The following is a 22984-nucleotide window of genomic DNA, read 5'->3' as shown; positions in this document are numbered from 1 at the left end:
GACCATGAGTGTCAACGTCCGCCAGCTCGCCACGACCGCCGCCGATTTCGAAGCCGAGTTCCAGCGCGTCCTGCACTGGTCGGCCGAGACGGACCATGCGATCGAAGAGCGGGTGGCGGCGATCCTCGCCGACGTGCACAAGCGCGGCGATGCGGCCGTGCTGGAGTACACCGAACGGTTCGACGGCCTGAAGGCGAGCGCGGTGTCGGCGCTCGAGATCACCCGCGCCGAGCTGCAGGCCGCCGTGGCGGCGATCACGCCGAAACAACGCGGCGCCCTCGAAGCCGCCGCCGAACGAGTGCGCGACTACCACCAGCGCCAGCTCGAGGCCTGCGGCCGCTCGTGGAGCTATCGCGACGCCGACGGCACGCTGCTGGGCCAGAAGGTCACACCCATCGATCGCCTGGGCATGTACGTGCCCGGCGGCAAGGCCGCCTATCCGTCCAGTGTGCTGATGGGGGCGGTGCCGGCCAAGGTGGCTGGGGTGGGCGAGATCATCATGGTGGTTCCCACGCCCAAGGGCGAGCGCAACGCGATGGTGCTGGCCGCCGCCGCCATTGCCGGCGTCGACCGCGCATTCACCCTGGGCGGCGCACAGGCCGTGGCGGCACTGGCATACGGCACGGCCACCGTGCCCGGGGTCGACAAGATCACCGGGCCCGGCAATGCCTACGTGGCGAGCGCCAAGCGCCGCGTGTTCGGAAAGGTGGGCATCGACATGATCGCCGGCCCGAGCGAGATCCTGGTGCTGGCCGACGGCACGACGCCGGCCGACTGGGTGGCGATGGATCTCTTCAGCCAAGCCGAGCATGACGAGCTGGCGCAGAGCATCCTGCTGTGCCCCGATGCGGCTTACATCGCGAAGGTCAAGGCGGCGATCGATCGGCTGATCGACGGCATGCCGCGCCGCGACGTCATCCGCGCCTCGCTCGAAGGCCGCGGTGCGCTGATCCACACCCGCTCGATGGAAGAGGCCTGCGAGATCAGCAATCGCATCGCGCCTGAGCATCTGGAGATCAGCTCGCGCGAGCCATCGAAGTGGGAGCCACTGCTCAGGCACGCCGGTGCGATCTTCATGGGCGCGTTCACGAGCGAAAGCCTGGGCGACTATTGCGCCGGGCCGAACCATGTCCTGCCGACCTCGGGCACGTCACGTTTCTCGTCGCCCCTGGGCGTGTACGACTTCCAGAAGCGCAGCAGCCTCATCGAGGTGAGCGAAGCGGGCGCGCAGAAGCTCGGCGTGATCGCGGCCGAACTGGCTTATGGCGAGGGCTTGCAAGCCCACGCGCAGGCCGCCGAGATGCGGCTCAAGCCGCGGTGAAGACGGAAACGGGTTATCGCTTGTGGGTCAAGGACGGCTGCATGGCAACCATGGCCCGCAAGGTGCCCTTGATCTCGGCCAGCTCGCGTTGCTGGTCGAGCATGATGCGCTGCATGCCTTCGAGCACCTTGTCCTGCTGGGCGACTTTCTCGCGCAGCATCGAGACGCCGGTCAGGCGGTCGAGGATCTCTGCGACCAGGCTCATTGCGGAGCGCCAGCCTTGATGGATTCGATCTGCGCGAAGAACAGCTCGGCGCGGCGCTGGCCGGCGTCGAGGGTGGCGTTGATCGCGTCCAGGTCTTCCTTGGCGCGGCGTGTGGCCAGGTCGAGCAAGTCGAGGTCGGGCTTGGAAACGCCCGCCTTGTACAAATCGACCGCCGAGCGCATCTCGACAGAGAGGTTGCTCCCGTTGGCTTTCGCCTGCTTCTCCAGGAACTTGCGTTGCCCGGGTTCGAGGTACACGTTGGTCAGGACGGCTGCCATGGCGGTCTCCAGTGAACGATACATGCAATATATTATGTAATACGGGGCCTTTCAAGGCCCGTTGCCCCACGCGATCCCATCATGTCCAGCAGGCATTCTTCCGCCCTTTCCCCGGTCATTGCACGCCACATCCGGCAAGACGTGCAGTCCATGCACGGCTACGCCATCCAGCCGAGCAGCGGCATGCTCAAGCTCGACGCGATGGAGAACCCGTTCCGCCTGCCCGAGGCGTTGCGCCAGGCGCTCGGTGCGCGCTTGGGTGAGGTGGCGATCAACCGCTACCCCGGCGCCCGGATCGACGAACTGCGCGCAGCCTTGGCGCGCCATGTGGGCTTGCCCGAGGGCTTCGAGCTGATGCTTGGCAACGGCTCGGATGAACTCATCAGCCTCCTGAGCATGGCCTGCGACGTGCCTGGTGCCACCGTCCTGGCACCGGTGCCCGGCTTCGTGATGTACGAGATGTCAGCCAAGCTGCAAGGCCTGCAGTTCGTGGGCGTGCCGCTGACGGCTGATTTCGAACTCGACGAGGCCGCCATGCTGTCCGCGATCGACAAGCATCAGCCGGCCATCGTCTTCATCGCGTACCCGAACAACCCGACTGCCAACCTGTTCGACGACGCCGTCATCGAACGCGTCGTGCAGGCGGCACCCGGCCTGGTGGTGATCGACGAGGCCTACCAGCCCTTTGCCTCGCGCAGCTACGTCGACCGCGTGGCGCGGCACGAGCACGTGCTCGTCATGCGCACGCTCAGCAAGTTCGGCCTCGCGGGCGTGCGCCTGGGCTACATGCTCGGCCCGAAAGCGCTGATCGACGAGATCGACAAGGTGCGCCCGCCCTACAACGTGAGCGTGCTTAACGCAGAGGCAGCACTTTTCGCACTCGATCACGACGACGAATTCGCGCGCCAGGCAGCCGTTCTGCGCAGCGAGCGCTCGCGTCTGATCGAGGCGCTGGCCGCCATGCCCGGGGTGAAGCCTTACCCCAGCGAAGCCAACATGGTGCTCACCCGCGTGCCCGATGCGGCCTCGCTGTTCGACGCCCTGAAGCAACGCCGCGTGCTAGTGAAGAACGTCAGCAAACTGCACCCGCTGCTGTCAAACTGCCTGCGTCTGACCGTTGGCACCCCGGAAGAAAACGACTTGTTGATCGAAGCCATGAAAGCGAGCCTGTCATGACCGACCGCATCGCGGACGTCACCCGCAACACCAATGAGACGCAGATCCGCGTCGTCATCAACCTCGACGGCACCGGTGCCGCCAAGCTGGCCACCGGCATCGGCTTCTTCGACCACATGCTCGACCAGATTGCCCGCCACGGGCTGATCGACATCGAGATCGACGCCAAGGGTGACCTGCACATCGACGGCCACCACACGGTCGAAGACGTGGGCATCACCCTCGGCCAGGCTGTGGCCAAGGCGGTGGGCGACAAGAAAGGCCTGCGCCGCTACGGCCACGCCTACGTGCCGCTCGACGAGGCGCTGTCACGCGTGGTGATCGACTTCTCCGGCCGCCCGGGCCTGCACATGCGCGTCGCTTTCAAGAGCGGCATGATTGGCGCGTTCGACACCCAGCTCGCCTACGAGTTCTTCCAGGGCTTCAGCAATCACGCCGGCGTGACCGTGCACATCGACAATCTCGAGGGCGACAACGCCCACCACCAGTGCGAGACCATCTTCAAGGCCTTCGCGCGGGCGTTGCGTATGGCGCTGGAGATCGACCCGCGCGCAGCGGGTGTCATCCCCTCGACCAAAGGCAGCCTCTGACATGGCACGCACTGTGGCCGTCGTCGACTACGGCATGGGCAACCTGCGCTCCGTGTCGCAGGCGGTGATGCATGTCGCGCAGGGCAGCGGCTTCGAGGTGATCGTCACTTCGAAGCCCGATGAGGTCTATGCCGCCGAGCGCGTCGTGCTGCCTGGCCAGGGCGCCATGCCCGATTGCATGCGCGATCTGCGCGATTCCGGTCTGCAAGACGCCGTGCTCGACGCCGCCGCGCGCAAGCCGCTGATGGGCGTGTGCGTGGGCATGCAGATGTTGCTCACTCGCAGCGAGGAAGGGCCTACCGACGGGCTGAATCTCATCCCGGGCGAGGTGATCCGGTTCCAGTTGCAAGGCCAACTGCAACCCGATGGGAGCCGGTTCAAGGTCCCGCAGATGGGCTGGAACCAGGTGATCCAGGCGCATGCGCACCCGATCTGGGCGGGCGTGCCCGATGCTGCCTACTTCTATTTCGTGCACAGCTTCTACGCGCGCCCGTCCGACGCACGCCACAGCGTGGGCGAAACGGTGTACGGCACCCGCTTTACCTGTGCGCTGGCACGCGATAACATTTTCGCCACCCAGTTCCACCCTGAGAAGAGCGCCGAGCAAGGCCTCGCGCTCTACCGCAACTTCCTGCACTGGAATCCCTGATCCGCTTCACGGCGTCATCTCGTCTGCGTTGTTCTCGGGCCTGCGGTTCCTCCCACCTCCTCCACACCCACTCATGCTTCGGCCATGCTGCTGATCCCTGCCATAGACCTCAAAGACGGCAAATGTGTTCGCCTCAAACAAGGCGACATGGCCGACTCCACCACCTTCGGCGAAGACCCGGCAGCCATGGCCCGGCGATGGGTCGATGCCGGTGCACGGCGTTTGCATCTGGTGGACCTCAACGGTGCGTTCGCAGGCAAGCCTGTCAACGAACCTGCCATCAAGGCGATCCTCGCCGAGGTCGGCGACGAGATCCCGGTGCAGCTCGGCGGTGGCATCCGCGACCTCGACACCATCGAGCGCTACCTGGATGACGGCCTGAGCTTCATCATCATCGGCACGGCGGCGGTCAAGAGCCCCGGCTTCCTGAAGGACGCTTGCAGCGCCTTCGGCGGGCACATCATCGTCGGCCTCGACGCAAAGGACGGCAAGGTCGCTACCGACGGCTGGAGCAAGCTCACCGGCCATGAAGTCATTGACCTTGCCAAGAAGTTCGAGGACTACGGCGTCGAAGGCGTGATCTACACCGACATCGGCCGCGACGGCATGCTCACCGGCATCAACATCGATGCCACCGTGAAGCTCGCGCAGTCGCTGAGCATCCCGGTGATCGCCTCGGGCGGGCTGTCCAACCTCGCCGACATCGAGAAGCTCTGCGCCGTCGAAGGCGAAGGCGTGGAAGGCGTGATCTGCGGGCGTGCCATCTACACCGGTGCGCTCGATTTCGCCGCCGCGCAGAAGCGCGCCGACGAACTCAACGGCGCGGCCTGAACCCGATGCTGGCCAAGCGCATCATCCCTTGCCTCGACGTGACGGGCGGGCGCGTCGTCAAGGGCGTCAACTTCGTCGAGTTACGCGACGCTGGCGACCCGGTCGAGATTGCCGCCCGCTACAACGAGCAGGGCGCCGACGAACTTACCTTTCTCGACATCACGGCCACGAGCGACGGGCGCGACCTGATCCTGCCGATCATCGAAGCGGTGGCTTCCCAGGTGTTCATCCCGCTGACGGTGGGGGGGGGCGTGCGTACCGTTGACGACGTGAGGCGCCTGCTCAACGCAGGGGCCGACAAGGTCAGCTTCAACTCTGCGGCGGTCGCCAATCCGCAGGTCATCCGTGATGCCTCGCAGAAGTACGGTGCGCAGTGCATCGTGGTCGCCATCGACGCCAAAGGGCGGGCCGACGGCTCCGGCTGGGATGTCTACACCCACGGCGGTCGCAAGAACACCGGCATCGATGCCGTGGCATGGGCGCGCCAGATGGCCGAGCACGGCGCGGGCGAGATCCTGCTGACCAGCATGGACCGCGACGGCACCAAGATCGGTTTCAACCTCCCGCTGACCCGTGCCGTAAGCGACGCGGTCGACATCCCCGTGATCGCCTCCGGTGGCGTCGGCAACCTGGAGCACTTGGCTGAAGGCATCCAGCAAGGCGGTGCCGATGCCGTGCTGGCCGCCAGCATCTTCCATTACGGCGAGCACACCGTGGCCGAAGCCAAGGCGCTCATGGCCAGCCGCGGCATCCCGGTTCGCCACTGAGCGGGATCGATGGCTGAAGTCCGCATCATTGGCGGGCAATGGAAGCGCAGCAAGCTGCCGGTGGCCGATGCGCCCGGCCTGCGCCCGACGCCCGATCGCGTGCGAGAAACCCTCTTCAACTGGCTGGGCCAGGACCTGGCCGGTTGGCGCTGCCTCGATGCGTTCGCCGGCAGTGGTGCGCTGGGTTTCGAGGCGGCCTCCCGCGGCGCCAGCGAGGTCGTGCTGATCGAACGCGATGCCCGTCTGGCGCGAAACCTGCGCACGGTCAAAGACCGCCTGCAGGCTGCTGCCGTCCAGATCGAAGTGGGCGACGCGATGGGGTGGATGGCGCGCTGTGCCCCGGAGCGCTTTGACCTCGTGCTGATCGACCCGCCCTTCGGAGCAGACCTGTTCCTGCCGGCGTTGCAGGCTGCCGTGCGTGTGCTCGCCCCGGGTGGCTACACCTATCTGGAGGCCGATCGTTCGCTGGCCGACGAGGCGTGTTTGGCCGCACTAGGCCTGCGCCTGCACCGGCAAGGTCGGGCTGGGGCCGTGCACTTCCACCTGATGCAGCGCGGCATGCCCGGCTAAACTGACATCACTTTCCCGAGCCGAACAGAAGGAAGCTGCCTTGACCTCCGCGACCCGCCTCACCGCCGTGTACCCGGGGACTTTCGATCCCATGACGCTGGGCCATGAAGACCTGATGGCTCGTGCCAGCCGGCTGTTCGAGCGGCTGATCCTGGCGGTGGCGACCGGCCACCACAAGCGCACGATGTTCAACCTGTCGGAGCGCCTGGAGATTGCTCAGGAACTGGCTTCGGTTCACCCCAATGTCGAGGTCATCGCGTTCGACGGCTTGCTGAGCGACTTCGTGACCAGCCACGGCGGCAAGGTCGTGGTGCGCGGCCTGCGTGCGGTGAGCGACTTCGAATACGAATTCCAGATGGCTGGCATGAACCGCCATCTCATGCCCAAGGTCGAAACGGTCTTTCTCACGCCCAGCGATCAATTCCAGTTCGTCTCCGGAACCTTCGTGCGCGAAATTGCCACCTTGAAAGGTGATGTCTCCAAGTTCGTGTCACCCTCGGTGCTCAGACGACTGCAACAGCGCGTGAGCGCTGGGGAGCGATAGGCCATGGCACTGTGGATCACGGACGACTGCATCAATTGCGATGTCTGTGAGCCTGAGTGCCCGAACCAGGCGATCTCGCTCGGACCGCAGATCTACGAGATCGACCCGGCCAAATGCACCGAGTGCGTCGGGCACTTTCCCGAGCCCCAGTGCGTGCAGGTCTGCCCGGTGAGCTGCATCCCCGTGAACCCCGAACACATCGAGACACGCGAGATGCTGTGGGGCAAGTTCGAGCAACTGCAGGCTGCAGCCGCGAAGCCTTAGCCGCGCGCTTGCTTCCTGGCATTGGCCATACCTGGGGCCACGGCCTTGAAGTTGCCATTGTCTGCACCGGTTCCGTTGCGGGTTGAGGCGCGATTCCGTGAAGACTTCTTGCTGCCCTTGCGCGGTTGGGTCGGGGGTGCGTCGGCCGGCGCCAGTGACGACCTGGCGTTGAAGCTGCCCGCGGCGAGCGGTGCGGCCGCCTCGCGCCCCAGGCGATCGCGGGCCATGGTGTCGCTCAAGACTTGCTCACGTCGAACCTGCGCAGCCGCGTCGGCTTGTTGCTCGGCGCTGCGTTCGTCTGCGGCGTTCACCACGCGACCGCCAGTGCACGGGACATGCGAGTATTCGCGACCCTCCGGGCCACAGCGGTACACCGTCTGAGCCGAGGCACAGGCGCCTGCCAGCATCAGGCCCCAGACAGCGACCGATCGCTTCACGGCGTAGAGGCGGACCCCGGGCCGTCGGCGCGTGGTGGCTTGGGCCGAGGCGGCTTGGCGTTGATCTTCATGGTGGCGCGCTCCATCTCGCCGGCGAGGATCAGGTCGAGCGCAGGCAGCGTCTTGGTGATGGCGTCGTGGATCGCGTCGCGCGCCGTGGGGCTAGGCTTGCGCAAAACATAGTCGACCACTTCGGCCTTCACACCGGGGTGCCCGATGCCAATTCGCAGGCGCCAGTAGTCGGGCGTGCCGAGCTGCGCGTGAATGTCGCGCAGGCCGTTGTGGCCGGCGTGCCCGCCCCCGCGCTTGAACTTGACCTGCCCCGGCTGCAGGTCGAGCTCGTCGTGCGCCACCAGGATCTCCTCGGGCGCGATCTTAAAAAAGCGCGCCAGCGCAGCCACCGATTTGCCGGACAGATTCATGTAGGTTTGGGGCTCCAGCAACCACAAGGGGCCTTGTTCTCCAGGCCGGTTTACCCGGGCGACGAGGCCGAAATACGCGCGCTCCGGCGAAAGCGAGGTCTTGAGCTCGCGCGCCACGGCGTCGATCCACCAGAACCCGGCGTTGTGGTTGGTGGCTTCGTATTCATGGCCTGGGTTGCCCAGGCCGACCAGCAGTCGAATCATGATGGTGCGGATTATCCCGGCCCGAGTGGTGAGAACTCATCCCGCCGAAGCAGGGAGCCGTGGGGGGTAAGAATGAAAAAGGCCCCGCCAAAGCGGGGCCTTCAGGCAGGCGGATCGCGGGGATTACCGCTTGTTCTGCTTTTCGTTCTTCTTCGGCTTGGCGGCAGGCGCTGCTGCGACTTGCGTGACAGGAGCGGCTTCCTCTTCCTCGACCGGCAGCGAGGTCGACACGATCACGGGGTTCGGCTTGCCTTGCGTCACCACGGTGATGCCGGCGGGCAGCTTGAGGTCGCTCACGTGCAGCGATTGGCCCTTGGTCAGTTCGCCGAGGTCGATGGTGATGAACTCAGGCAGAGCGGAAGCCAGGCACTGGATGCGCAGCTCGGTCGCCACGTGGTTCACGAGGCACTTGTCGGTCTTGACGGCCGGCGAGTTTTCTTCGTTCACGAAGTGCAGCGGGATCTTCTTGGTGATCTTGGTGGTGCCGTCGACGCGTTGGAAGTCGATGTGCAGCACGATCTGGCGGAAGGGGTGCAACTGGTAGTCGCGCAGCAGCACTTGCTGGCTCTTGCCACCCAGTTCCATCTCGAGAATGGTCGAGTGGAAGGCTTCCTTCTTCAGCGCGTGGAAGAGGGCGTTGTGATCGAGTTCGATCATGGTGGGCGTGCCAGCGCCATAAACGATGCCGGGCACCTTGTCGGCATTGCGCAGGCGGCGGCTCGCTCCGGTCCCCTGCTTGGTGCGCTCGAAAGCGACGAATTTCATGTAGTACTCCAGTGATGGATGGGAGCCCGCGACCAGGCTTCCCGATGACGGCCTTGCGGCCACGAACAGCGCAACGTGTGCGCCGGCAAGCGGATCAGAAGTTGTTGTTCTGTTCCGCGAACAGGGAGGTCACCGACTCGCCGTCGGAGATGCGACGGATGGTTTCGGCGAACAGGAAGGCCACCGACAGTTGGCGCACCTTCGAGCATTTCTTGCCGTCCTCGCTGAGCGGGACGGTATTGGTGATGACGACTTCGTCGAGCGCCGAGCCCTTGATGCGCTCGATGGCGGGGCCGGAGAACACGGCGTGCGTGCAGTACGCATAGACGCTCTTCGCGCCGCGCTCCTTGAGCACCTCGGCGGCCTTCACGAGCGTGCCAGCGGTGTCGATCATGTCGTCCATGATCACGCAGTTGCGCCCGTCGATGTCGCCGATGACGTGCATCACTTCGGACACGTTGGCGCGCGGACGGCGCTTGTCGATGATGGCGAGGTCGCAGCCGAGTTGCTTGGCCAGCGCACGTGCGCGCACCACGCCACCGACGTCAGGCGACACGACCACGAGGTCGGAATAGCGCTTGCCCTGCAGGTCGGACAACAACACCGGTGACGCATAGATGTTGTCGACGGGAATGTTGAAGAAGCCCTGGATCTGGTCGGCGTGCAGGTCCATCGTCAGCAGCCGCTCGACGCCCACGGCTTCGAGCATGTTGGCCACGACCTTGGCGCTGATCGGCACGCGCGTGGAGCGCGGGCGGCGGTCCTGGCGGGCATAACCGAAGTAGGGGATGACTGCCGTGACACGCCGGGCCGAAGCGCGCTTCAGCGCGTCGACCATGATGCACAACTCCATCAGGTTCTCGTTCGTCGGCGCGCAGGTCGGCTGCACGACGAAGATGTCGCGGGCGCGAACGTTCTGCTGGATCTCGATGTCGACTTCCCCGTCGGAGAAGCGGCCGACCTTGGCCTTGCCGAGTTCGATGCCGAGATTGGCGGCCATTTCCTGCGCAAGCGCCGGATTGGCATTCCCGGTAAACAGCACGGTATTGAAAAGCACGTTCCCTCCGTCGAGGCTCATTGGGCGCATTCCGTGGGGGCAAACGCGCCCATCTACTTCAGCCCCGGCGTGCCTTCAGGTCCCGGCCTTGTGGTCGGCCCTCAGGCACCGGGAAACAAGAAACTTTGGCAGGGGAGGAAGGATTCGAACCCTCGGATGTCGGAATCAAAATCCGATGCCTTAACCAACTTGGCGACTCCCCTACACCGGTTTGCCGCTTGCGCGGTTCACCTGAAACCTGCTCAGTCTGATGCCCAACCCAACAAGGGGTGGCGCTCCAGACTGCGACACATTCTGCTCACCCAGCCCGGTGGAAGATCCGCCGGGAGTGTCGCCGTGGGTGCGGCCGATGCGTCGCTGATTCTGCCTGCCCTTGCGAAGACTGCGCTGCCGGAGCCCGTCATGCGGCCGTTGCCGAATCGAGCCTGGAGCAACCGTGCGGCTTGCGCCACGTCAGCGCATTGCTGCTCGGCGGGAGGCTGCAGGTCGTTGCGACCAAAACCATCCACCAGGGCATCAATGCCGGTCCCTGCAAGGAAGCCCGACACTATAACAGGTTCGGTATTTCTAGCCAACACAGGGCTGGTAAATATGGCACGGGTTTCGATGCTGGCAGCGGGCTTGATCACGGCCAGCCACTGCGGCGCGAGCGCGATCGGCGTGAGCTGCTCGCCGACGCCTTCGACCCAGGCGTTGTGCCCACCCAGGAAGAACGGAACATCGGCGCCTAGCTTCAGCCCGAGGTCGAGCAGGCGCTGCAGAGGCCAGTCCAGTTGCCACAAGCGGTTGAGGGCGAGCAAGGTGCTGGCGGCATCGGAGCTGCCACCGCCCATGCCCGCGCCCCACGGCACTTGCTTGTCGATGGAGATGTCGGCGCCCCACGAGGTGCCGGATTCGGCCTGCAAGAGACGGGCGGCGCGAAGGCACAGGTCGTCGGCGGGTAATGCTGCACCGAGGTCGTGGCGAGCGACGGCTCCGTCCGTACGGCGCTCGAAGTGCAAGGTGTCGGCCCAGTCGATGAGCACAAAGGCCGACTGCAGAAGGTGGTAGCCGTCCGGGCGCCGGCCCACCACATGCAGAAAGAGATTCAGCTTGGCAGGAGCGGCGACTTCGTAGAGCGCGGTCAGGGCCATGGTCGGTCAAGAGGGTCGAGTCGGACGCGCACGGTGACTGCGCGTGGCAGCTTGCGCTGGGCGGCGATCCAGCCTTCGTCGAATCGGGCGAGGTCGACCGACCAGCCCAGCTGCTCGAAGCCGGCATCGGCCGGCGCGACGTTCGGCTGGCTTGGGGCGCCTGGCCAGGGGCGCCCGCGCAGCCAGTCGAACAGCGCGGCAATCGGAAGGCGCTCGCCGAGCATCTCTTGCGTGAGTGCGTCGAGGTTCGGGTACGCGGTTTCGCCTTGCGAGGTGGTCAACCAGGCGCGCTGGCCAGACCATCGCGCCTGCGCGAGCACGGTGCCGAAGGGTGACGACAGGTTGAGTTGGCCGCTTTCGGGTGTACCCCTCAGCTCGAAGTTGCCGCTTTCGCTGCGCGCGGGTTCGCTGGCGCTGGCATCGACCCGTACCGAGAGCTTTCCGGAGAGCGTGTCGGTGCCGACGGCCGCCTGCTCGCCCACCGTCGCGCAGCCTGCGACCAGACCGGCCATCACGCCTGCGATACACGCGCCGGCGAAAGTGCGCAGGGCGCGCGCCACCAGTTTCACAGATCGACCCGCAAGCGAGCCAGCGTTTCCTTGAGAACGTCGTTGCTGTCGTCCTTCTTGCGCACGTCGCGCAGGATCTGGCGTGCCTCTTCTTGCCGGCCGCTCACCCACAGCACTTCACCGAGGTGTGCGCCGATCTCGACATCGGGCCGCGCCTTGTAGGCCTGCTGCAGCAGGCGCAGCGCTTCGTCGCGATTGCCCATGCGGTACTCGACCCAGCCCAGGCTGTCGGTGATGTACGGCTCACCGGGTGAAAGCTCGAGTGCCTTCTTGATCAGGTCGCGCGCCTCGGGCAGGCGCAGGTTGCGCTCGGCCAATGAATAGCCCAGCGCGTTGTAGGCGTGATGGTGGTCGGGCTTGAGTTCGATCGTGCGGCGCAGGAGCCGCTCCATCTCGTCGAGATTGTTGAGCTTCTCGGCCATCATGGCCTGCTCGTAGAGCAGGTCGGCGTCGTCAGGGAAGCGCTTGTTGGCGTTGGCGAGCACGGCGTTGGCGTCGCTCCATTGCTTCATGTCGCGCAGCAACTGCGCCTCTGCGAGGAACTTTGCGCGGGCATCTTCGGCAGAGCGCTCGGGCGCACGTTGGATCAACTCGCGGCCTTGCTTCAATTTGCCCTGCTTGGCCAGCAAGGAGGCGCGGCGCGCTTGCACATCCAGCGCGCGCTGCGGGTTGGTCACCTTGGACAGCCAGGCCTCGGCACCGGCGTAATCGCGCTGTTGTTCGGCCGCCTGCGCGAGCAGAAGGTAGGCCTGCGTCGTGCCCGCTTCGGCGGCGCCGGGGTCGGCGTTCTCGTCGTCATCGGGCTGGCCGGCCGGCGTGGCGGGGGCGATGGTCCCGGCCTGCACGCGCTGCAGATAGTCCTGCAACACGGTGGTGGCCTCCTTGGGGTGCTTCAGTTCGAGCTGGATGGCCGCGAGCGTCAGCCAGGCAGCGGCGGGCGCCCCTTCACCGCGCACGACGGCTTCGAGTTGCGGCACGGCATCGGCATAGCGTTGGCCGCTGCTCAAAACCCGCGCGTAGACCAGGCGCAGCGGCGTGGTGTCGGGCTTGGCCTGCAGGTAGTCGGTGACGATGGCCTCGGCCTCTGGCGTGGTCTGCATCAGCTCGAGGGCCAGCAGGGCGGGGGCATCGGCAGCGCGATCCTGCGCGTGTGCGCTCTTGGCCAGTTCGAGGGCGCGAGGGGCATCGTTTGCCGCGAACCATGTGCGACCCATGGCCACCTGCGCAGCGATGCGTGTGTCGGCCGTCGAGAGTGAGGGCTCGAGGATCGACTCGATCAGCTTGGCCGATTGCGCCTTGTCGGGGTTGCGTTCGAACAGCCTTGGCAGCGAGGCGATTGCCGTCGGTCGATCTGCGGGCGACGCCATGGTGAGCATCGTGCGTGCCGGCTCCACCGCGTCGGTGTATCGGTTGAGCGCCACCAGGATCTGCAATTCATAGCGCACCGCCTCGATCGACTGCGGCAGAGCAGCGCGCCAGGCTTGCGCTGCGGTCAGCGCTTCGTTGCCGGCCCGTTGCTGAAGGGCAATGTCGGTGGCCCGGCGGAACAGGGCTTCGTCGCGCGTCTTGCGGGCGGCATCGAGGAGAGCCTGGTAGGCAATGCCGGGTTGCCCGGAGCGCAACTCCATCTCGCCGACCAGCAGCTCGTAGAACAAGGGCGCGTCGAGCTTCGAGTTGGCCACGACCTGCTGGGGCGACTCGGGTTGGGCCCATGCCCCGCCATTCATGAGCACCAAGGCACAGGCCGCCGCCAAGGTGGCGCGGGGGATCGGGAAAAGGGGTCGCATGGTCTGCTCCTGGTGCTGCAAAGATTCTAGTCAGCTGATGCGACTCGACATCGTCACGATAATTCCCTGCATGCCAGAACTTCCCGAGGTCGAGGTCACCCGACAAAGCTTTGCGCACCGTATTGCCGGCGCGCGGGTGACGGGCGTGCGCGTGGGCAAGCCGCTGCGGTGGCCCCTGGGCTGCGATCCCGACAGTCTGCTGGCGCAGACCGTGGGCGATGCGCTGCGACGCGGCAAGTACCTGTGGCTGCCGCTGTCCCGCGGTGGGCTGCTGATGCACCTGGGCATGTCGGGTTCGCTGGCGTTCCGGGAAGACGGCGCGCCGCACGGCAACCACGACCATTTCGACCTCGTCACCACGCAGGGCACCCTGCGCCTCACCGACCCGCGCCGCTTCGGCGCGGTGGTGTGGTCGCCCAGCCAGAGCGAAGGCATGGCGAGCAAACTGCTCGCCGGCCTGGGCGTGGAACCCTTCGACGCGGCATTCAAGGGCAGCTACCTGCACGCTGCCTTGCAGCGCCGGCGCGTGGCCGTGAAGCTCGCCTTGCTGGCGGGTGACATCGTCGTGGGTGCCGGCAACATCTACGCCTGCGAGGCGCTCTTCGCCGCAGGCATCGACCCCCGCACGCGCGCCGACAAGCTGAGCCGCCCGCGCGCCGAGCGGCTGGCGCATGCGGTTCGGGAAACGCTGGCGCGCGCCCTGGCGCTCGGGGGATCGACCCTGCGCGACTTTCGCGATGCCCACGGCATGGCGGGCGAGTTCCAGCTGCAGGCGCAGGTGTACGGACGCGAGGGTTTGCCTTGCCATGTATGCGGTACGCCCATCCGGAGGCTCATCCAGGGGCAGCGCTCTACTTTTTACTGCCCGACCTGCCAGAAACGCTGAAAAAAAGGCGCTGGATAAAGCCAAAAAGCGCACACCGGAAGAGTCACTCCGGTGTCCAGATGTTTCTGTTGGGCTGCAGCAAAGAACTCTCGGGCTACCATGCCTGACGCTAATTTTGCTGGGCCGCGATCTACCCATGGCTTCTTCTTTTGCAAGCAGTCTTGACGAGCTTTCCCAGTGGCGCGCAACGCTCGGGCAGCGTCTTGACGAGTACAGCCGTTTCATCGGTGAGCAAGACGTTGCCGACCCCGCCGCCCAGGAATCCCTCGACACGCTGCGCAAGCGACTTTCCGGCGAGAAGCTCATCGTGGCCTTCGTGGCGGAGTTCTCGCGCGGCAAGTCCGAACTCATCAACGCGATCTTCTTTGCCGACACCGGCCGCCGTGTGCTGCCCGCCACACCGGGCCGCACCACGATGTGCCCGGTCGAACTCGGCTACGAAGCGGGCGAAGCGCCTGCGCTCGCACTGCTGCCCATTTCGACGCGGCTCGAAGGCCTCTCGCTGACCGAACTTCGTGGCCAGGCCAAGCGCTGGACGCACGTGCCGCTCGATGTGTCGTCGGCCGACAAGCTCACCGACGCGCTGCGCGAAGTCATGCGCACCGAGTGGGTGAGCGTGGACGACGCGAGGGGCCTGGGCTTCTGGGACGACGAGCACCCCGAAGACAACCCGCCGATCAATGACGAAGGGCTGGTCGAAGTGCCGGCCTGGCGCCACGCGGTCATCAACTATCCGCACCCTTTGCTCAAGCAGGGCCTGGTGGTGCTCGATACGCCGGGCCTGAACGCCATCGGTGCCGAGCCGGAGTTGACCCTGAGCCTGCTGCCTTCGGCGCATGCTGTGGTGTTCATCCTGGGTGCCGACACCGGCGTGACCAAGTCCGACATGGCCATCTGGCGCGATCACCTCGGCTCGCCTTCGGGCGCGAGCTTCGTGGTGCTCAACAAGATCGATGCGCTGCTCGACCCGCTGGCCACCGCCGAGCAGGTGCGTGACCAGATCGAGATGCAGCGCCAGAACACGGCGCGCACGCTCGACACCGATGCTGCACGCGTGTTCCCGCTGTCGGCGCGCCAGGCCTTGGCCGCGCGCATCGATGGTGACTCGCGCGGGCTGGCCGAGAGCCGTCTGCCGGCGCTTGAAGCCGCGCTCAGCGCGCAATTGCTGCCGCAACGCCGCGACACCTTGCAGATGATGGTCTCCGACGCCACGCAGCGCATGGAGTCCCAGGTGACACGCCGCTTGAGCGACCGCCGCCGCCAGACGGCCGAGCAGATGCTCGAGTTGCGTGGCCTGCGTGGCAAGAGCAGCGCCAAGACCCGCCTGATGCTCGAGCGCGTCGACGCCGAGACCGCCGAGTTCGAGCAGTGCACCTCGCGGCTGCAAGCCATGCGCATGGTGCACAGCCGCATGCTGAAGAACGCGCTCGTCGATCTGACGAGCGACCGCCTGCGCGAAGAAGTCAACGAGATGCAGAAGTCGATGAATGCCTCGTTGCTCAATCTGGGTGCGAAGAAGGCATTCCTGGCGTTGTGCTCGCGCCTGCGCGAGCTGCTCGAGGTCTCGCAGGTGCGCGCCGGAGAGATCCACGACATGCTCAACGCCTCGTTCACCAAGTTGAATGCCGAGTTCGGGTTCAGCCTGGCGGTTGGCAAGGTGCCTGAGCTGGGGCGCTTCGTGCAGGAGTTGCAGCTCATTCAGCGCAACTACGTTCAGTACCTGGGCCTCACGCAGGCCCTGCGCCTGTCGCAGCCCAAGTTCATGGAGCAGTTCCGGCGCATGCTGGTGTCCAAGCTGCGTGTGGTGTTCGAGAACGCCAGCAGCGAACTCGAGCTGTGGAACAAGGTGGCTTCGTCGCAGGTGGATTCACAACTGCGTGAGCGTCGCCGTGGCTTCCGCCGCAGGCGCGAGGCGCTGGAGCGTATCCAGGCCGCGTCGGGTGATCTGGAGCAGCGCATCTCCGAGCTCGAAGCACAAGACACCCAACTGCAAACCCTGCTCGCACGCAGCGCCGAACTGGCCGTTCGCGTGAAGGAGCAGGCGCGGCTCGAACCGCAAGCGCCTGCCGATGACGCCGGCGCGAGCGAGACCGGCGCGCTTTACGCGGCACAAGCCTGAGCCTATCTCCCGAGCCGGCGCGATTCGCCACGCCCCTGATCGCGTGGCAGCGCGAGCATGGCCGCCACACCTTGCCCTGGCAGCGCACGACCGACCCGTACCGCGTGTGGCTCTCGGAGATCATGCTGCAGCAGACGCAGGTTGGCACCGTGCTCGGCTACTACCAGCGATTTCTCGATCGCTTCCCGAACGTGAACGCCCTGGCCGCCGCGTCGCAGGACGAGGTGATGAGCCTGTGGAGCGGTCTGGGCTACTACAGCCGCGCGCGCAACATGCACGCCTGTGCCAAGGCGGTGGTGGCGTTGCACGGCGGGATGTTCCCGCGCAGCAGCGCGCAGTTGCAGACGCTGCCCGGCATTGGCCGGTCTACCGCGGCGGCGATCGCGGCCTTCTGCTTTGGCGAGCGGGTGGCGATTCTTGATGGCAACGTGAAGCGCGTGTTGACGCGATTTCTCGCGTTCGATGGTGACCTGGCCGTTGCTCGCCATGAGCGCGACTTGTGGGAGCGCGCCACCGAACTGCTGCCCCACGAAGACATCGAGGCCTACACGCAAGGGCTGATGGACCTGGGGGCCACGGTGTGCCTGGCGCGCTCTCCGCAGTGCCTGCTGTGCCCGGTTCACCCGCATTGCGCCGCGCGCCGCGCTGGCACGCAAGAGAACTACCCGGTCAAGACCCGCAAGATCAAGCGCGGCGCGCGTGCGAACGCGTGGCTGTGGCTCATGCACGATGATCAACTCTGGCTGTGCCAGCGCCCGGACACCGGTGTGTGGGCCGGTCTGTGGAGCCTGCCCGAGTTCGAGAGCCCGCAAGCGCTCGAAGCCGCATGCGCAGCCTGGCCGGGCGAGGGCTCCGTGCTGCCGAGCTTCACCCACGTGCTCACGCATCTCGACTGGGCCTTGCACCCGCTGCGCTGGACCCTGCCTGCGCGCACCTCGAAGAAATCACTCGCGGCCATCACCGGCACGCTGCCAGTCGGTGCCTGGTTCGGGCTCGACGAGGCCTTGGCGATGGGGCTGCCCGCGCCGCTGCGCAAGTTGCTGACGCAGGCCCAGGCGAGCTGATTCGCGCGAGCGGGCCGCGCTACCTTGTTGGGCTACTTGACCACGCCCTTCGAGCGCAGGAACTCATCCACCAGTTGAAGCCGCACCTGCGGGTCTGGCAACTCCATCAGCTTCTGCTTGGCTGCCACCGAGATCGGCAGGATCTCGCACCAGCGGTTGGCGACCCAGCCGGCCCTCTCGAAGGTGAACGGCTTGAGGAATGGCTCCGAGCCCTGCTGCTTGAGCGTGGCGATGGCGTTGGCGAGCCCGCGCACGGTGTCGAGCAGGGCGGCATCGGGCGCCACACTATCGTCGCCTTCGAGCCGCTTGGCCTGGGCGAGCCACAAGCCATCGCTTTGCTGTTCGAGTGATTGCGTCTCGAAGCGCTCCGTGCCGCGGCAGCGCACTTGAAGGATGCCGGGCTGAGTGCTGTCGACATCGATGAGCTCGGCCAAGGTGCCGATGGTTTCGAGCGCGACGGCCTGGCCGGGCTTGCGCACTTCGCTGCCCTGGCGAAGCGCCACCACGCCGAAGGACGTGCCCTCGCGCAGGCAGGTGCTGACCAAGTCGAGGTAGCGTGCCTCGAACACCTTCAAGTTCAGCAAGCCACCCGGGAACAACACCGCTTGCAGCGGAAACAGGGGAATCGACAGGAATTCAGTCTCTGGCATCGAGTTCTCGATGGCGGATCAAGGTGATGCCGCGGTGGGCGAAGCGCTTGGCCAGGGTCTCGACGAAGTAGACCGAGCGGTGCTGGCCTCCGGTGCAGCCAATGGCCACGGTGAGGTAGCTGCGCTGGTCGTTTTCGAATGCGGGAAGCCAACGGCGCAAGAACCCCTCGATCTGCGACAACATTTCGCCGACTTCGGGTTGCGCCTGGAGGTAGGCCGCCACTTCGCCGTCGCGTCCGGTTTGGGGGCGAAGTTCGCGGATGTAGTGCGGATTGGGCAGCACGCGGACATCGAACACATAGTCGGCGTCGAGCGGCACGCCATGCTTGAACGCGAACGACTCGAACACCAGGGTGAGCGCGCGGGTCTTGGCCTGAACGAGATCGCGCACCCAGATGCGCAGTTGTGCCGGTCGCAGCGAACTGGTGTCGACCACGGTCGAGACCTCGCGCAGCCCGGCAAGCAGTTCGCGTTCAAGTTCGATCGCGTCATTGAGCGCGTGGTGGTTGGCCGCGGGCTCCTCGTCGCGCCCAGGCGAGGGCGACTGCAGGGTCCGGGTGGTCTGGGCGATCTGGGTCAGCGGGTGCGGCCGGCGCGATTCAGAGAAGCGCCTCACCAACGCCTCGGTGCTCGAATCGAGAAAGATCGAGCGGATGACCACACCCTCGCCTCGCAACTCTTCGATCAGCTTGAGCAGATGCGGCAGCGAGCCGGCGCTGCGCACGTCCACCGCGATGGCCACGCGGCGTTGCAGCCGTTCGTGCTCGAGGCGCAGAAAGTCGCGCAGCAGCTCGGGCGGGAGGTTGTCCACGCAGAAGAACCCGGCATCTTCGAGGGCATGCAAGGCCACCGACTTGCCCGAGCCGGAGATGCCGGTCACGAGTACCACCTCGTGTGGCGAGGCGGGTGGCGAGGTGTCCAGTGAGGGCGTTTCGCCCGCGGTGGGTAATGCGCTCATCGTCGTCTGTGGGTTCACTTGCGCTTGCTGTTTCGCCCCGCGGGGGCGGGGGTGACCTCTGCCGCCACGGACAAAAGCTCCTGTGCATGAGCAAGTGTGGTGCCCGACTGCCGCTCACCACCCAGCATGCGTGCGACTTCTGCCACACGCGCTTCACCAATGACCGCGTTGACCTCGCTGCGCGTGCTGCCGTCGCGCAGCGCCTTGCTCACGACGAAGTGGTGGTCGGCGCAGGCGGCCACCTGCGGCAGGTGGGTGACGGCCATCACCTGCCGATCGCGCCCGAGCTGTTTCATCAGGCGCCCCACCGTATCGGCGACCGCGCCGCCGACGCCGGCATCGACCTCGTCGAAGATCAGTGTGCCGGCGGCTTCACCTGCCGGTGCGAGCTGGCTCGTGGTCACCGCGATGGCCAACGCGATTCGCGAGAGTTCGCCGCCCGAGGCGACCTTGGCCAAAGGCCGCGGCGTGCTGCCCGCGTGGCCCGCGACCAGGAACTCGGCCGACTCCAGGCCGAACGACTGAGGCGCGTCTTGTTGGACCAAGGCCACGTCAAAACGACCACCCGCCATGCCGAGTTGCTGCATCGCTTGCGTGATGGCCGCCGCGAGCCTGGGCGCGGCACTCTGGCGTTGCGCCGACACGCGGCGGGCTTCGGCGGCATACGCCGCGTGTGCGCTCGCCAGGGCACGCTCCAGGCCATCGAGATCGGCCGCCGCTTCGAGCGCGCGCAGCTCCTCGCGCCATTGATCGAGCAGGGCCGGCAGCTCTGCGGGTTGGTGGCGGTAGCGCTTGGCCAGGCCGATCCACGCGGACAGTCGTTCGTCGAGCTCCTGCAGGCGCTCGGGGTCGAGCTCGGCGTGGCTGAGGTAGCTGTTGAGCGTGTGCGCCGCGTCCTGCAGCTGCGTCTGCGCGCTTTGCAGAACCGCGGCCACGTCAGCCAGACGCGGGTCGATGTCGGCGACGTCCTGCAGCACGTCGACCGCGCGGGCGGTCAGCGCGTCGGCACTTTCGTCGGCGTCGCTGACGGCATCGAGCGCGCTACGTGCGGCGTCCATCAAGGACTGGGCGTTTGCCAGGCGCTGGTGCGTCGCGTTGAGTTCGTCCCACTCGCCGGCGGCAGGTGCCAACTTGTCGACCTCGCCCACCTGCCAGGCCAGGCGCTCGCGTTCACGCTCCAGACCGGCCTGCTGCGTGCGTGCCTGGCTCAGCAAGTCGCCAGCGGCCTTCCACTGGCTGAATGCGGCGGACACAGGGGACGTGTCGACGCCGGCGTAGGCATCGAGCAGCCCGCGCACCGAAGCGGCGCGGGTCAAGCTCTGCCATGCGTGCTGGCCATGGATGTCGACCAGGTGATCGGCCGCCTCGCGCAACTGCGTGACAGTCGCTGCGCTGCCGTTCACCCATGCCCGGCTCTTGCCTTGCGCATCGATCACGCGGCGCAGCAGCAGGGTGTCGGCGGGTTCGAATCCGGCCTCGTCGAGCCACTGAACGAGGCTCGACGGTGTGTCGAACTCGGCCGTGATCTCTGCCCGCGCGGCGCCTTCTCGCACCACGCCGGCATCGCCCCGGCTGCCGAGCGCAAGCTGCAACGCGTCGATCAGGATGGACTTGCCGGCACCCGTCTCGCCCGTCAGCACCGAGAAGCCCGTGGCGAGTTCGACTTCAAGTGCAGTCACGATCACGAAATCGCGCAGCCCCAGGCGCCTCAGCATGTCTGCGGCCTCCACCCCCTCGTGGGGAATGCATGAAACGATGTGGGCGACATCACCCGGTCACTCCAGAATTCCAGTGCAATTTGCGCCGCAAGGTGGCGTAGTAGCTCCAGCCGCGTGGGTGCAGGAACCGAACCTGGTGCCCCGAGCGGCGGATCACGATGCGGTCGCCCGGCAACAGGCTCGCCAGGCTCTGCATGTCGAAGTTGACGCTCGCGTCGCGGCCCGTCACCACTTCGAGCGTGATCTCCAGGTGATCGGGCAGCACGATGGGGCGGTTGGACAGATCATGCGGCGCAATGGGCACCAGCAACCAGCCGCCGATGCCCGGGTGCAGGATCGGCCCGCCTGCCGACAAGGCATAGGCCGTCGAGCCGGTGGGCGAGGCGATGATCACGCCGTCGGCGCGCACATTGGCCACGAACTCGGAACCGATGTCGACCTTCACCTCGATCATGCTCGCCGTCGCATTGCGGCTCACCACCACGTCGTTCAGGGCAAAGCCGTCGAAGATCTTCTGATCGTCACGCAGCACATTGCCTTCGAGCATGGTGCGGTGTTCTTCTTCGTAGTCACCGTGAATGATCGGCGCCAGCGCCTCCGCGTGTTCGCCAATCGGCACATCGGTGATGAAGCCCAGGCGGCCCTGGTTGATACCCACCATCGGCAGGTTGAAGCGCGCGAGCTGGCGAGCAAATCCGAGCATGGTGCCGTCGCCACCGACGACCACCGCCATGTCGCAGTTCTTGCCGAGTTCGGTGGTGCTCAGCCAGTGGAAATCAGAGATGCCGGTATTCAGCGCAGTCTCGCGTTCGAGCGAGACCTCCATGCCTTGTCGAACCAGAAAATGTGCGACCTCTTCGAGCACCCCGCGGATGCCTCGGGCCTGGTACTTGCCAACGAGAGCAGCGTGTCGAAAGCGTGAAGGCATGCGGCGGATTACACCACAGCGACTGTGAACGAACGGGGTCAGGACGCCCCTGCGGCCTACAATGAAAACCATGTTGGACGACCGCGCCAGAACCCTGCTCAAAGCGCTCGTGGAGCGCTACATCGCCGACGGCCAACCCGTCGGTTCGCGCACGCTTTCGCGCGCGTCCGGGCTCGATCTTTCGCCCGCCACCATCCGCAACGTGATGGCCGATCTCGAAGAGCTCGGCCTCATCGCCAGCCCCCACACCAGCGCCGGGCGCATCCCCACGGCGCGCGGCTACCGGCTCTTCGTCGACACCATGCTCACGGCGCAGCCGCTCGACCTGAGCACGGCCCACCGACCAATCGAGACGCAACTGCAGCCCGATCAGCCCCAGCGCGTGATCGCCAACGCGGCACAACTGCTGTCCAGCCTCTCCAGCTTCGTCGGCGTGGTCACGGCTCCGCGCAAGGTGGGCGTGTTTCACCATATCGAGTTCCTGCGCCTGTCCGAACGGCGCATCCTGGTGATCCTCGTCACGCCCGATGGCGACGTGCAGAACCGCGTCATCCTCACAGCGCAGGACTACACCCAGAGTCAACTCGTTGAAGCCAGCAATTACCTCACCGTGCAGTACGCCGGCCTCACCCTCGACGAGGTGCGCGAGCGCCTGAAGAACGAGGTCGATACCTTGCGCGGCGAGATCGCCACGCTGATGCAGGCGGCCGTGCAGGCTGGCGCCGATGCGGTGGCCGAAGAAGAGCAGGTCGTGATCTCAGGCGAGCGCAACCTGCTCACCGTGCGTGATTTCTCGAGCGACATGAGCAGCCTGCGCAAGCTGTTCGACCTCTTCGAGCAGAAGACGCAACTCATGCGCCTGCTCGACGTGAGCAGCCGTGCCGAAGGCGTGCGCATCTACATCGGCGGCGAGAGCATGGTCGTGCCCTTCGAAGAGCTGTCGGTCGTGTCGGCCCCGTATGAAGTGAACGGCCAGGTCGTCGGCACGCTGGGCGTGATCGGGCCCACGCGCATGGCCTACGACCGCATGATCCAGATCGTCGACATCACCTCGCGCCTCGTCAGCAATGCGTTGAGCGTGAAGTAGCGCCC

At 66.1% G+C, this 22984-nt stretch carries 26 protein-coding genes and 1 tRNA gene; 13 read left to right on the top strand and 14 right to left on the bottom strand.

Annotation, left to right across the window (positions count from 1 at the left end; translation table 11 throughout):
• The first annotated feature begins 4 nt into the window (after positions 1-4).
• Positions 5-1321, top strand: a complete 1317-nt coding sequence (hisD, locus tag AC1KAR_RS06505; protein WP_480315698.1) for a histidinol dehydrogenase — start codon at positions 5-7, stop codon at positions 1319-1321.
• A gap of 13 nt (positions 1322-1334) precedes the next feature.
• Here the strand turns inward: hisD and AC1KAR_RS06500 are convergent, their stop codons facing one another.
• Both AC1KAR_RS06500 and AC1KAR_RS06495 read right to left on the bottom strand, forming a co-directional pair.
• A complete protein-coding gene (locus AC1KAR_RS06500; protein WP_480315696.1) occupies positions 1335-1526 on the bottom strand; it encodes a hypothetical protein in 192 nt (63 codons plus the stop codon).
• Positions 1523-1804: a hypothetical protein gene (locus tag AC1KAR_RS06495; protein WP_480315694.1), complete on the bottom strand. Its 282-nt coding sequence runs from the start codon at positions 1802-1804 to the stop codon at positions 1523-1525. Before AC1KAR_RS06495 ends, AC1KAR_RS06500 begins: the two co-directional genes overlap by 4 nt.
• A gap of 81 nt (positions 1805-1885) precedes the next feature.
• On the opposite strand from AC1KAR_RS06495, the gene hisC reads away from it, so the two are divergent.
• The 8 genes from hisC (at position 1886) to AC1KAR_RS06455 (ending at position 7195) form a co-directional block, all read left to right on the top strand.
• On the top strand, positions 1886-2980 hold the full coding sequence (hisC, locus tag AC1KAR_RS06490; protein WP_480315692.1) for a histidinol-phosphate transaminase: 1095 nt from the start codon (positions 1886-1888) through the stop codon (positions 2978-2980).
• Positions 2977-3570 carry an imidazoleglycerol-phosphate dehydratase HisB gene (gene hisB, locus AC1KAR_RS06485; RefSeq protein ID WP_480315690.1) on the top strand — a complete coding sequence of 198 codons (594 nt, stop codon included), beginning with the start codon at positions 2977-2979 and terminating at the stop codon, positions 3568-3570. The genes hisC and hisB overlap by 4 nt, the downstream gene beginning before the upstream one ends.
• Before the next feature lies 1 nt (position 3571).
• Entirely contained in the window at positions 3572-4219 is a 648-nt protein-coding gene (gene hisH, locus AC1KAR_RS06480; protein WP_480315688.1) for an imidazole glycerol phosphate synthase subunit HisH, read from the top strand.
• Between the two features lie 84 nt (positions 4220-4303).
• Positions 4304-5050: a 1-(5-phosphoribosyl)-5-[(5-phosphoribosylamino)methylideneamino]imidazole-4-carboxamide isomerase gene (gene hisA, locus AC1KAR_RS06475; protein WP_480315686.1), complete on the top strand. Its 747-nt coding sequence runs from the start codon at positions 4304-4306 to the stop codon at positions 5048-5050.
• Between the two features lie 5 nt (positions 5051-5055).
• Positions 5056-5817: an imidazole glycerol phosphate synthase subunit HisF gene (gene hisF, locus AC1KAR_RS06470; RefSeq protein WP_480315684.1), complete on the top strand. Its 762-nt coding sequence runs from the start codon at positions 5056-5058 to the stop codon at positions 5815-5817.
• A 9-nt stretch (positions 5818-5826) separates the two neighbouring features.
• Complete coding sequence (gene rsmD, locus AC1KAR_RS06465; protein WP_480315682.1) at positions 5827-6387, top strand: 16S rRNA (guanine(966)-N(2))-methyltransferase RsmD; 561 nt, start codon at positions 5827-5829, stop codon at positions 6385-6387.
• 40 nt (positions 6388-6427) lie between these two features.
• Positions 6428-6931: a pantetheine-phosphate adenylyltransferase gene (gene coaD, locus AC1KAR_RS06460; protein ID WP_480315680.1), complete on the top strand. Its 504-nt coding sequence runs from the start codon at positions 6428-6430 to the stop codon at positions 6929-6931.
• A 3-nt stretch (positions 6932-6934) separates the two neighbouring features.
• A complete protein-coding gene (locus AC1KAR_RS06455) occupies positions 6935-7195 on the top strand; it encodes a YfhL family 4Fe-4S dicluster ferredoxin (RefSeq protein ID WP_480315678.1) in 261 nt (86 codons plus the stop codon).
• Here AC1KAR_RS06455 and AC1KAR_RS06450 read toward each other — a convergent pair.
• The 8 genes from AC1KAR_RS06450 to AC1KAR_RS06415 form a co-directional block, all read right to left on the bottom strand.
• Positions 7192-7434, bottom strand: a complete 243-nt coding sequence (locus tag AC1KAR_RS06450; protein ID WP_480315676.1) for a hypothetical protein — start codon at positions 7432-7434, stop codon at positions 7192-7194. The genes AC1KAR_RS06455 and AC1KAR_RS06450 overlap by 4 nt on opposite strands.
• 194 nt (positions 7435-7628) lie before the next feature.
• Positions 7629-8258: an aminoacyl-tRNA hydrolase gene (gene pth, locus AC1KAR_RS06445; RefSeq protein WP_480315674.1), complete on the bottom strand. Its 630-nt coding sequence runs from the start codon at positions 8256-8258 to the stop codon at positions 7629-7631.
• 123 nt (positions 8259-8381) lie between these two features.
• Positions 8382-9023, bottom strand: coding sequence for a 50S ribosomal protein L25/general stress protein Ctc (locus AC1KAR_RS06440; protein ID WP_480315673.1), 642 nt, complete (start codon positions 9021-9023; stop codon positions 8382-8384).
• A 94-nt stretch (positions 9024-9117) separates the two neighbouring features.
• Entirely contained in the window at positions 9118-10101 is a 984-nt protein-coding gene (locus AC1KAR_RS06435) for a ribose-phosphate pyrophosphokinase (RefSeq protein WP_480315671.1), read from the bottom strand.
• Between the two features lie 105 nt (positions 10102-10206).
• Positions 10207-10283 (bottom strand) — tRNA-Gln (locus AC1KAR_RS06430).
• 39 nt (positions 10284-10322) lie between these two features.
• A complete protein-coding gene (gene ispE, locus AC1KAR_RS06425; protein WP_480315669.1) occupies positions 10323-11213 on the bottom strand; it encodes a 4-(cytidine 5'-diphospho)-2-C-methyl-D-erythritol kinase in 891 nt (296 codons plus the stop codon).
• Positions 11204-11725: an outer membrane lipoprotein LolB gene (locus AC1KAR_RS06420; protein WP_480315667.1), complete on the bottom strand. Its 522-nt coding sequence runs from the start codon at positions 11723-11725 to the stop codon at positions 11204-11206. The genes ispE and AC1KAR_RS06420 overlap by 10 nt, the downstream gene beginning before the upstream one ends.
• Positions 11726-11778: 53 nt before the next feature.
• Positions 11779-13569: a tetratricopeptide repeat protein gene (locus AC1KAR_RS06415; protein ID WP_480315665.1), complete on the bottom strand. Its 1791-nt coding sequence runs from the start codon at positions 13567-13569 to the stop codon at positions 11779-11781.
• 70 nt (positions 13570-13639) lie between these two features.
• On the opposite strand from AC1KAR_RS06415, the gene mutM reads away from it, so the two are divergent.
• The 3 genes from mutM to mutY all read left to right on the top strand — a co-directional run bounded on the left by mutM (position 13640) and on the right by mutY (position 17638).
• Entirely contained in the window at positions 13640-14455 is an 816-nt protein-coding gene (gene mutM / locus AC1KAR_RS06410) for a bifunctional DNA-formamidopyrimidine glycosylase/DNA-(apurinic or apyrimidinic site) lyase (RefSeq protein ID WP_480315663.1), read from the top strand.
• A 136-nt stretch (positions 14456-14591) separates the two neighbouring features.
• Positions 14592-16574 (top strand): dynamin family protein, encoded by a 1983-nt coding sequence (locus tag AC1KAR_RS06405; RefSeq protein ID WP_480315661.1) that lies wholly within the window; start codon positions 14592-14594, stop codon positions 16572-16574.
• Positions 16571-17638 (top strand): A/G-specific adenine glycosylase, encoded by a 1068-nt coding sequence (mutY, locus tag AC1KAR_RS06400; protein WP_480317785.1) that lies wholly within the window; start codon positions 16571-16573, stop codon positions 17636-17638. The genes AC1KAR_RS06405 and mutY overlap by 4 nt, the downstream gene beginning before the upstream one ends.
• A gap of 32 nt (positions 17639-17670) precedes the next feature.
• Here mutY and AC1KAR_RS06395 read toward each other — a convergent pair whose 3' ends face one another.
• From AC1KAR_RS06395 to AC1KAR_RS06380, 4 genes are read right to left on the bottom strand one after another with little or no spacing between them, the layout of a single operon-like run.
• Complete coding sequence (locus AC1KAR_RS06395) at positions 17671-18288, bottom strand: LON peptidase substrate-binding domain-containing protein (protein WP_480315659.1); 618 nt, start codon at positions 18286-18288, stop codon at positions 17671-17673.
• Positions 18275-19246 carry an RNase adapter RapZ gene (rapZ, locus tag AC1KAR_RS06390; RefSeq protein ID WP_480315657.1) on the bottom strand — a complete coding sequence of 324 codons (972 nt, stop codon included), beginning with the start codon at positions 19244-19246 and terminating at the stop codon, positions 18275-18277. The genes AC1KAR_RS06395 and rapZ overlap by 14 nt, the downstream gene beginning before the upstream one ends.
• A 14-nt stretch (positions 19247-19260) precedes the next feature.
• Complete coding sequence (gene recN / locus AC1KAR_RS06385; protein WP_480315655.1) at positions 19261-20961, bottom strand: DNA repair protein RecN; 1701 nt, start codon at positions 20959-20961, stop codon at positions 19261-19263.
• A gap of 52 nt (positions 20962-21013) precedes the next feature.
• Positions 21014-21892 carry an NAD kinase gene (locus AC1KAR_RS06380; RefSeq protein ID WP_480315653.1) on the bottom strand — a complete coding sequence of 293 codons (879 nt, stop codon included), beginning with the start codon at positions 21890-21892 and terminating at the stop codon, positions 21014-21016.
• A gap of 70 nt (positions 21893-21962) precedes the next feature.
• Here AC1KAR_RS06380 and hrcA point away from each other — a divergent pair, with 70 nt between their 5' ends.
• Entirely contained in the window at positions 21963-22979 is a 1017-nt protein-coding gene (gene hrcA / locus AC1KAR_RS06375; protein WP_480315651.1) for a heat-inducible transcriptional repressor HrcA, read from the top strand.
• Positions 22980-22984 lie beyond the last annotated feature (5 nt).

The sequence above is a fragment of the Piscinibacter sp. PDB1-1 genome, from assembly GCF_056675995.1.
The sequence above is the reverse complement of the archived record's forward strand: the minus strand, read 5'-3'. Positions and strand labels throughout refer to the sequence as shown.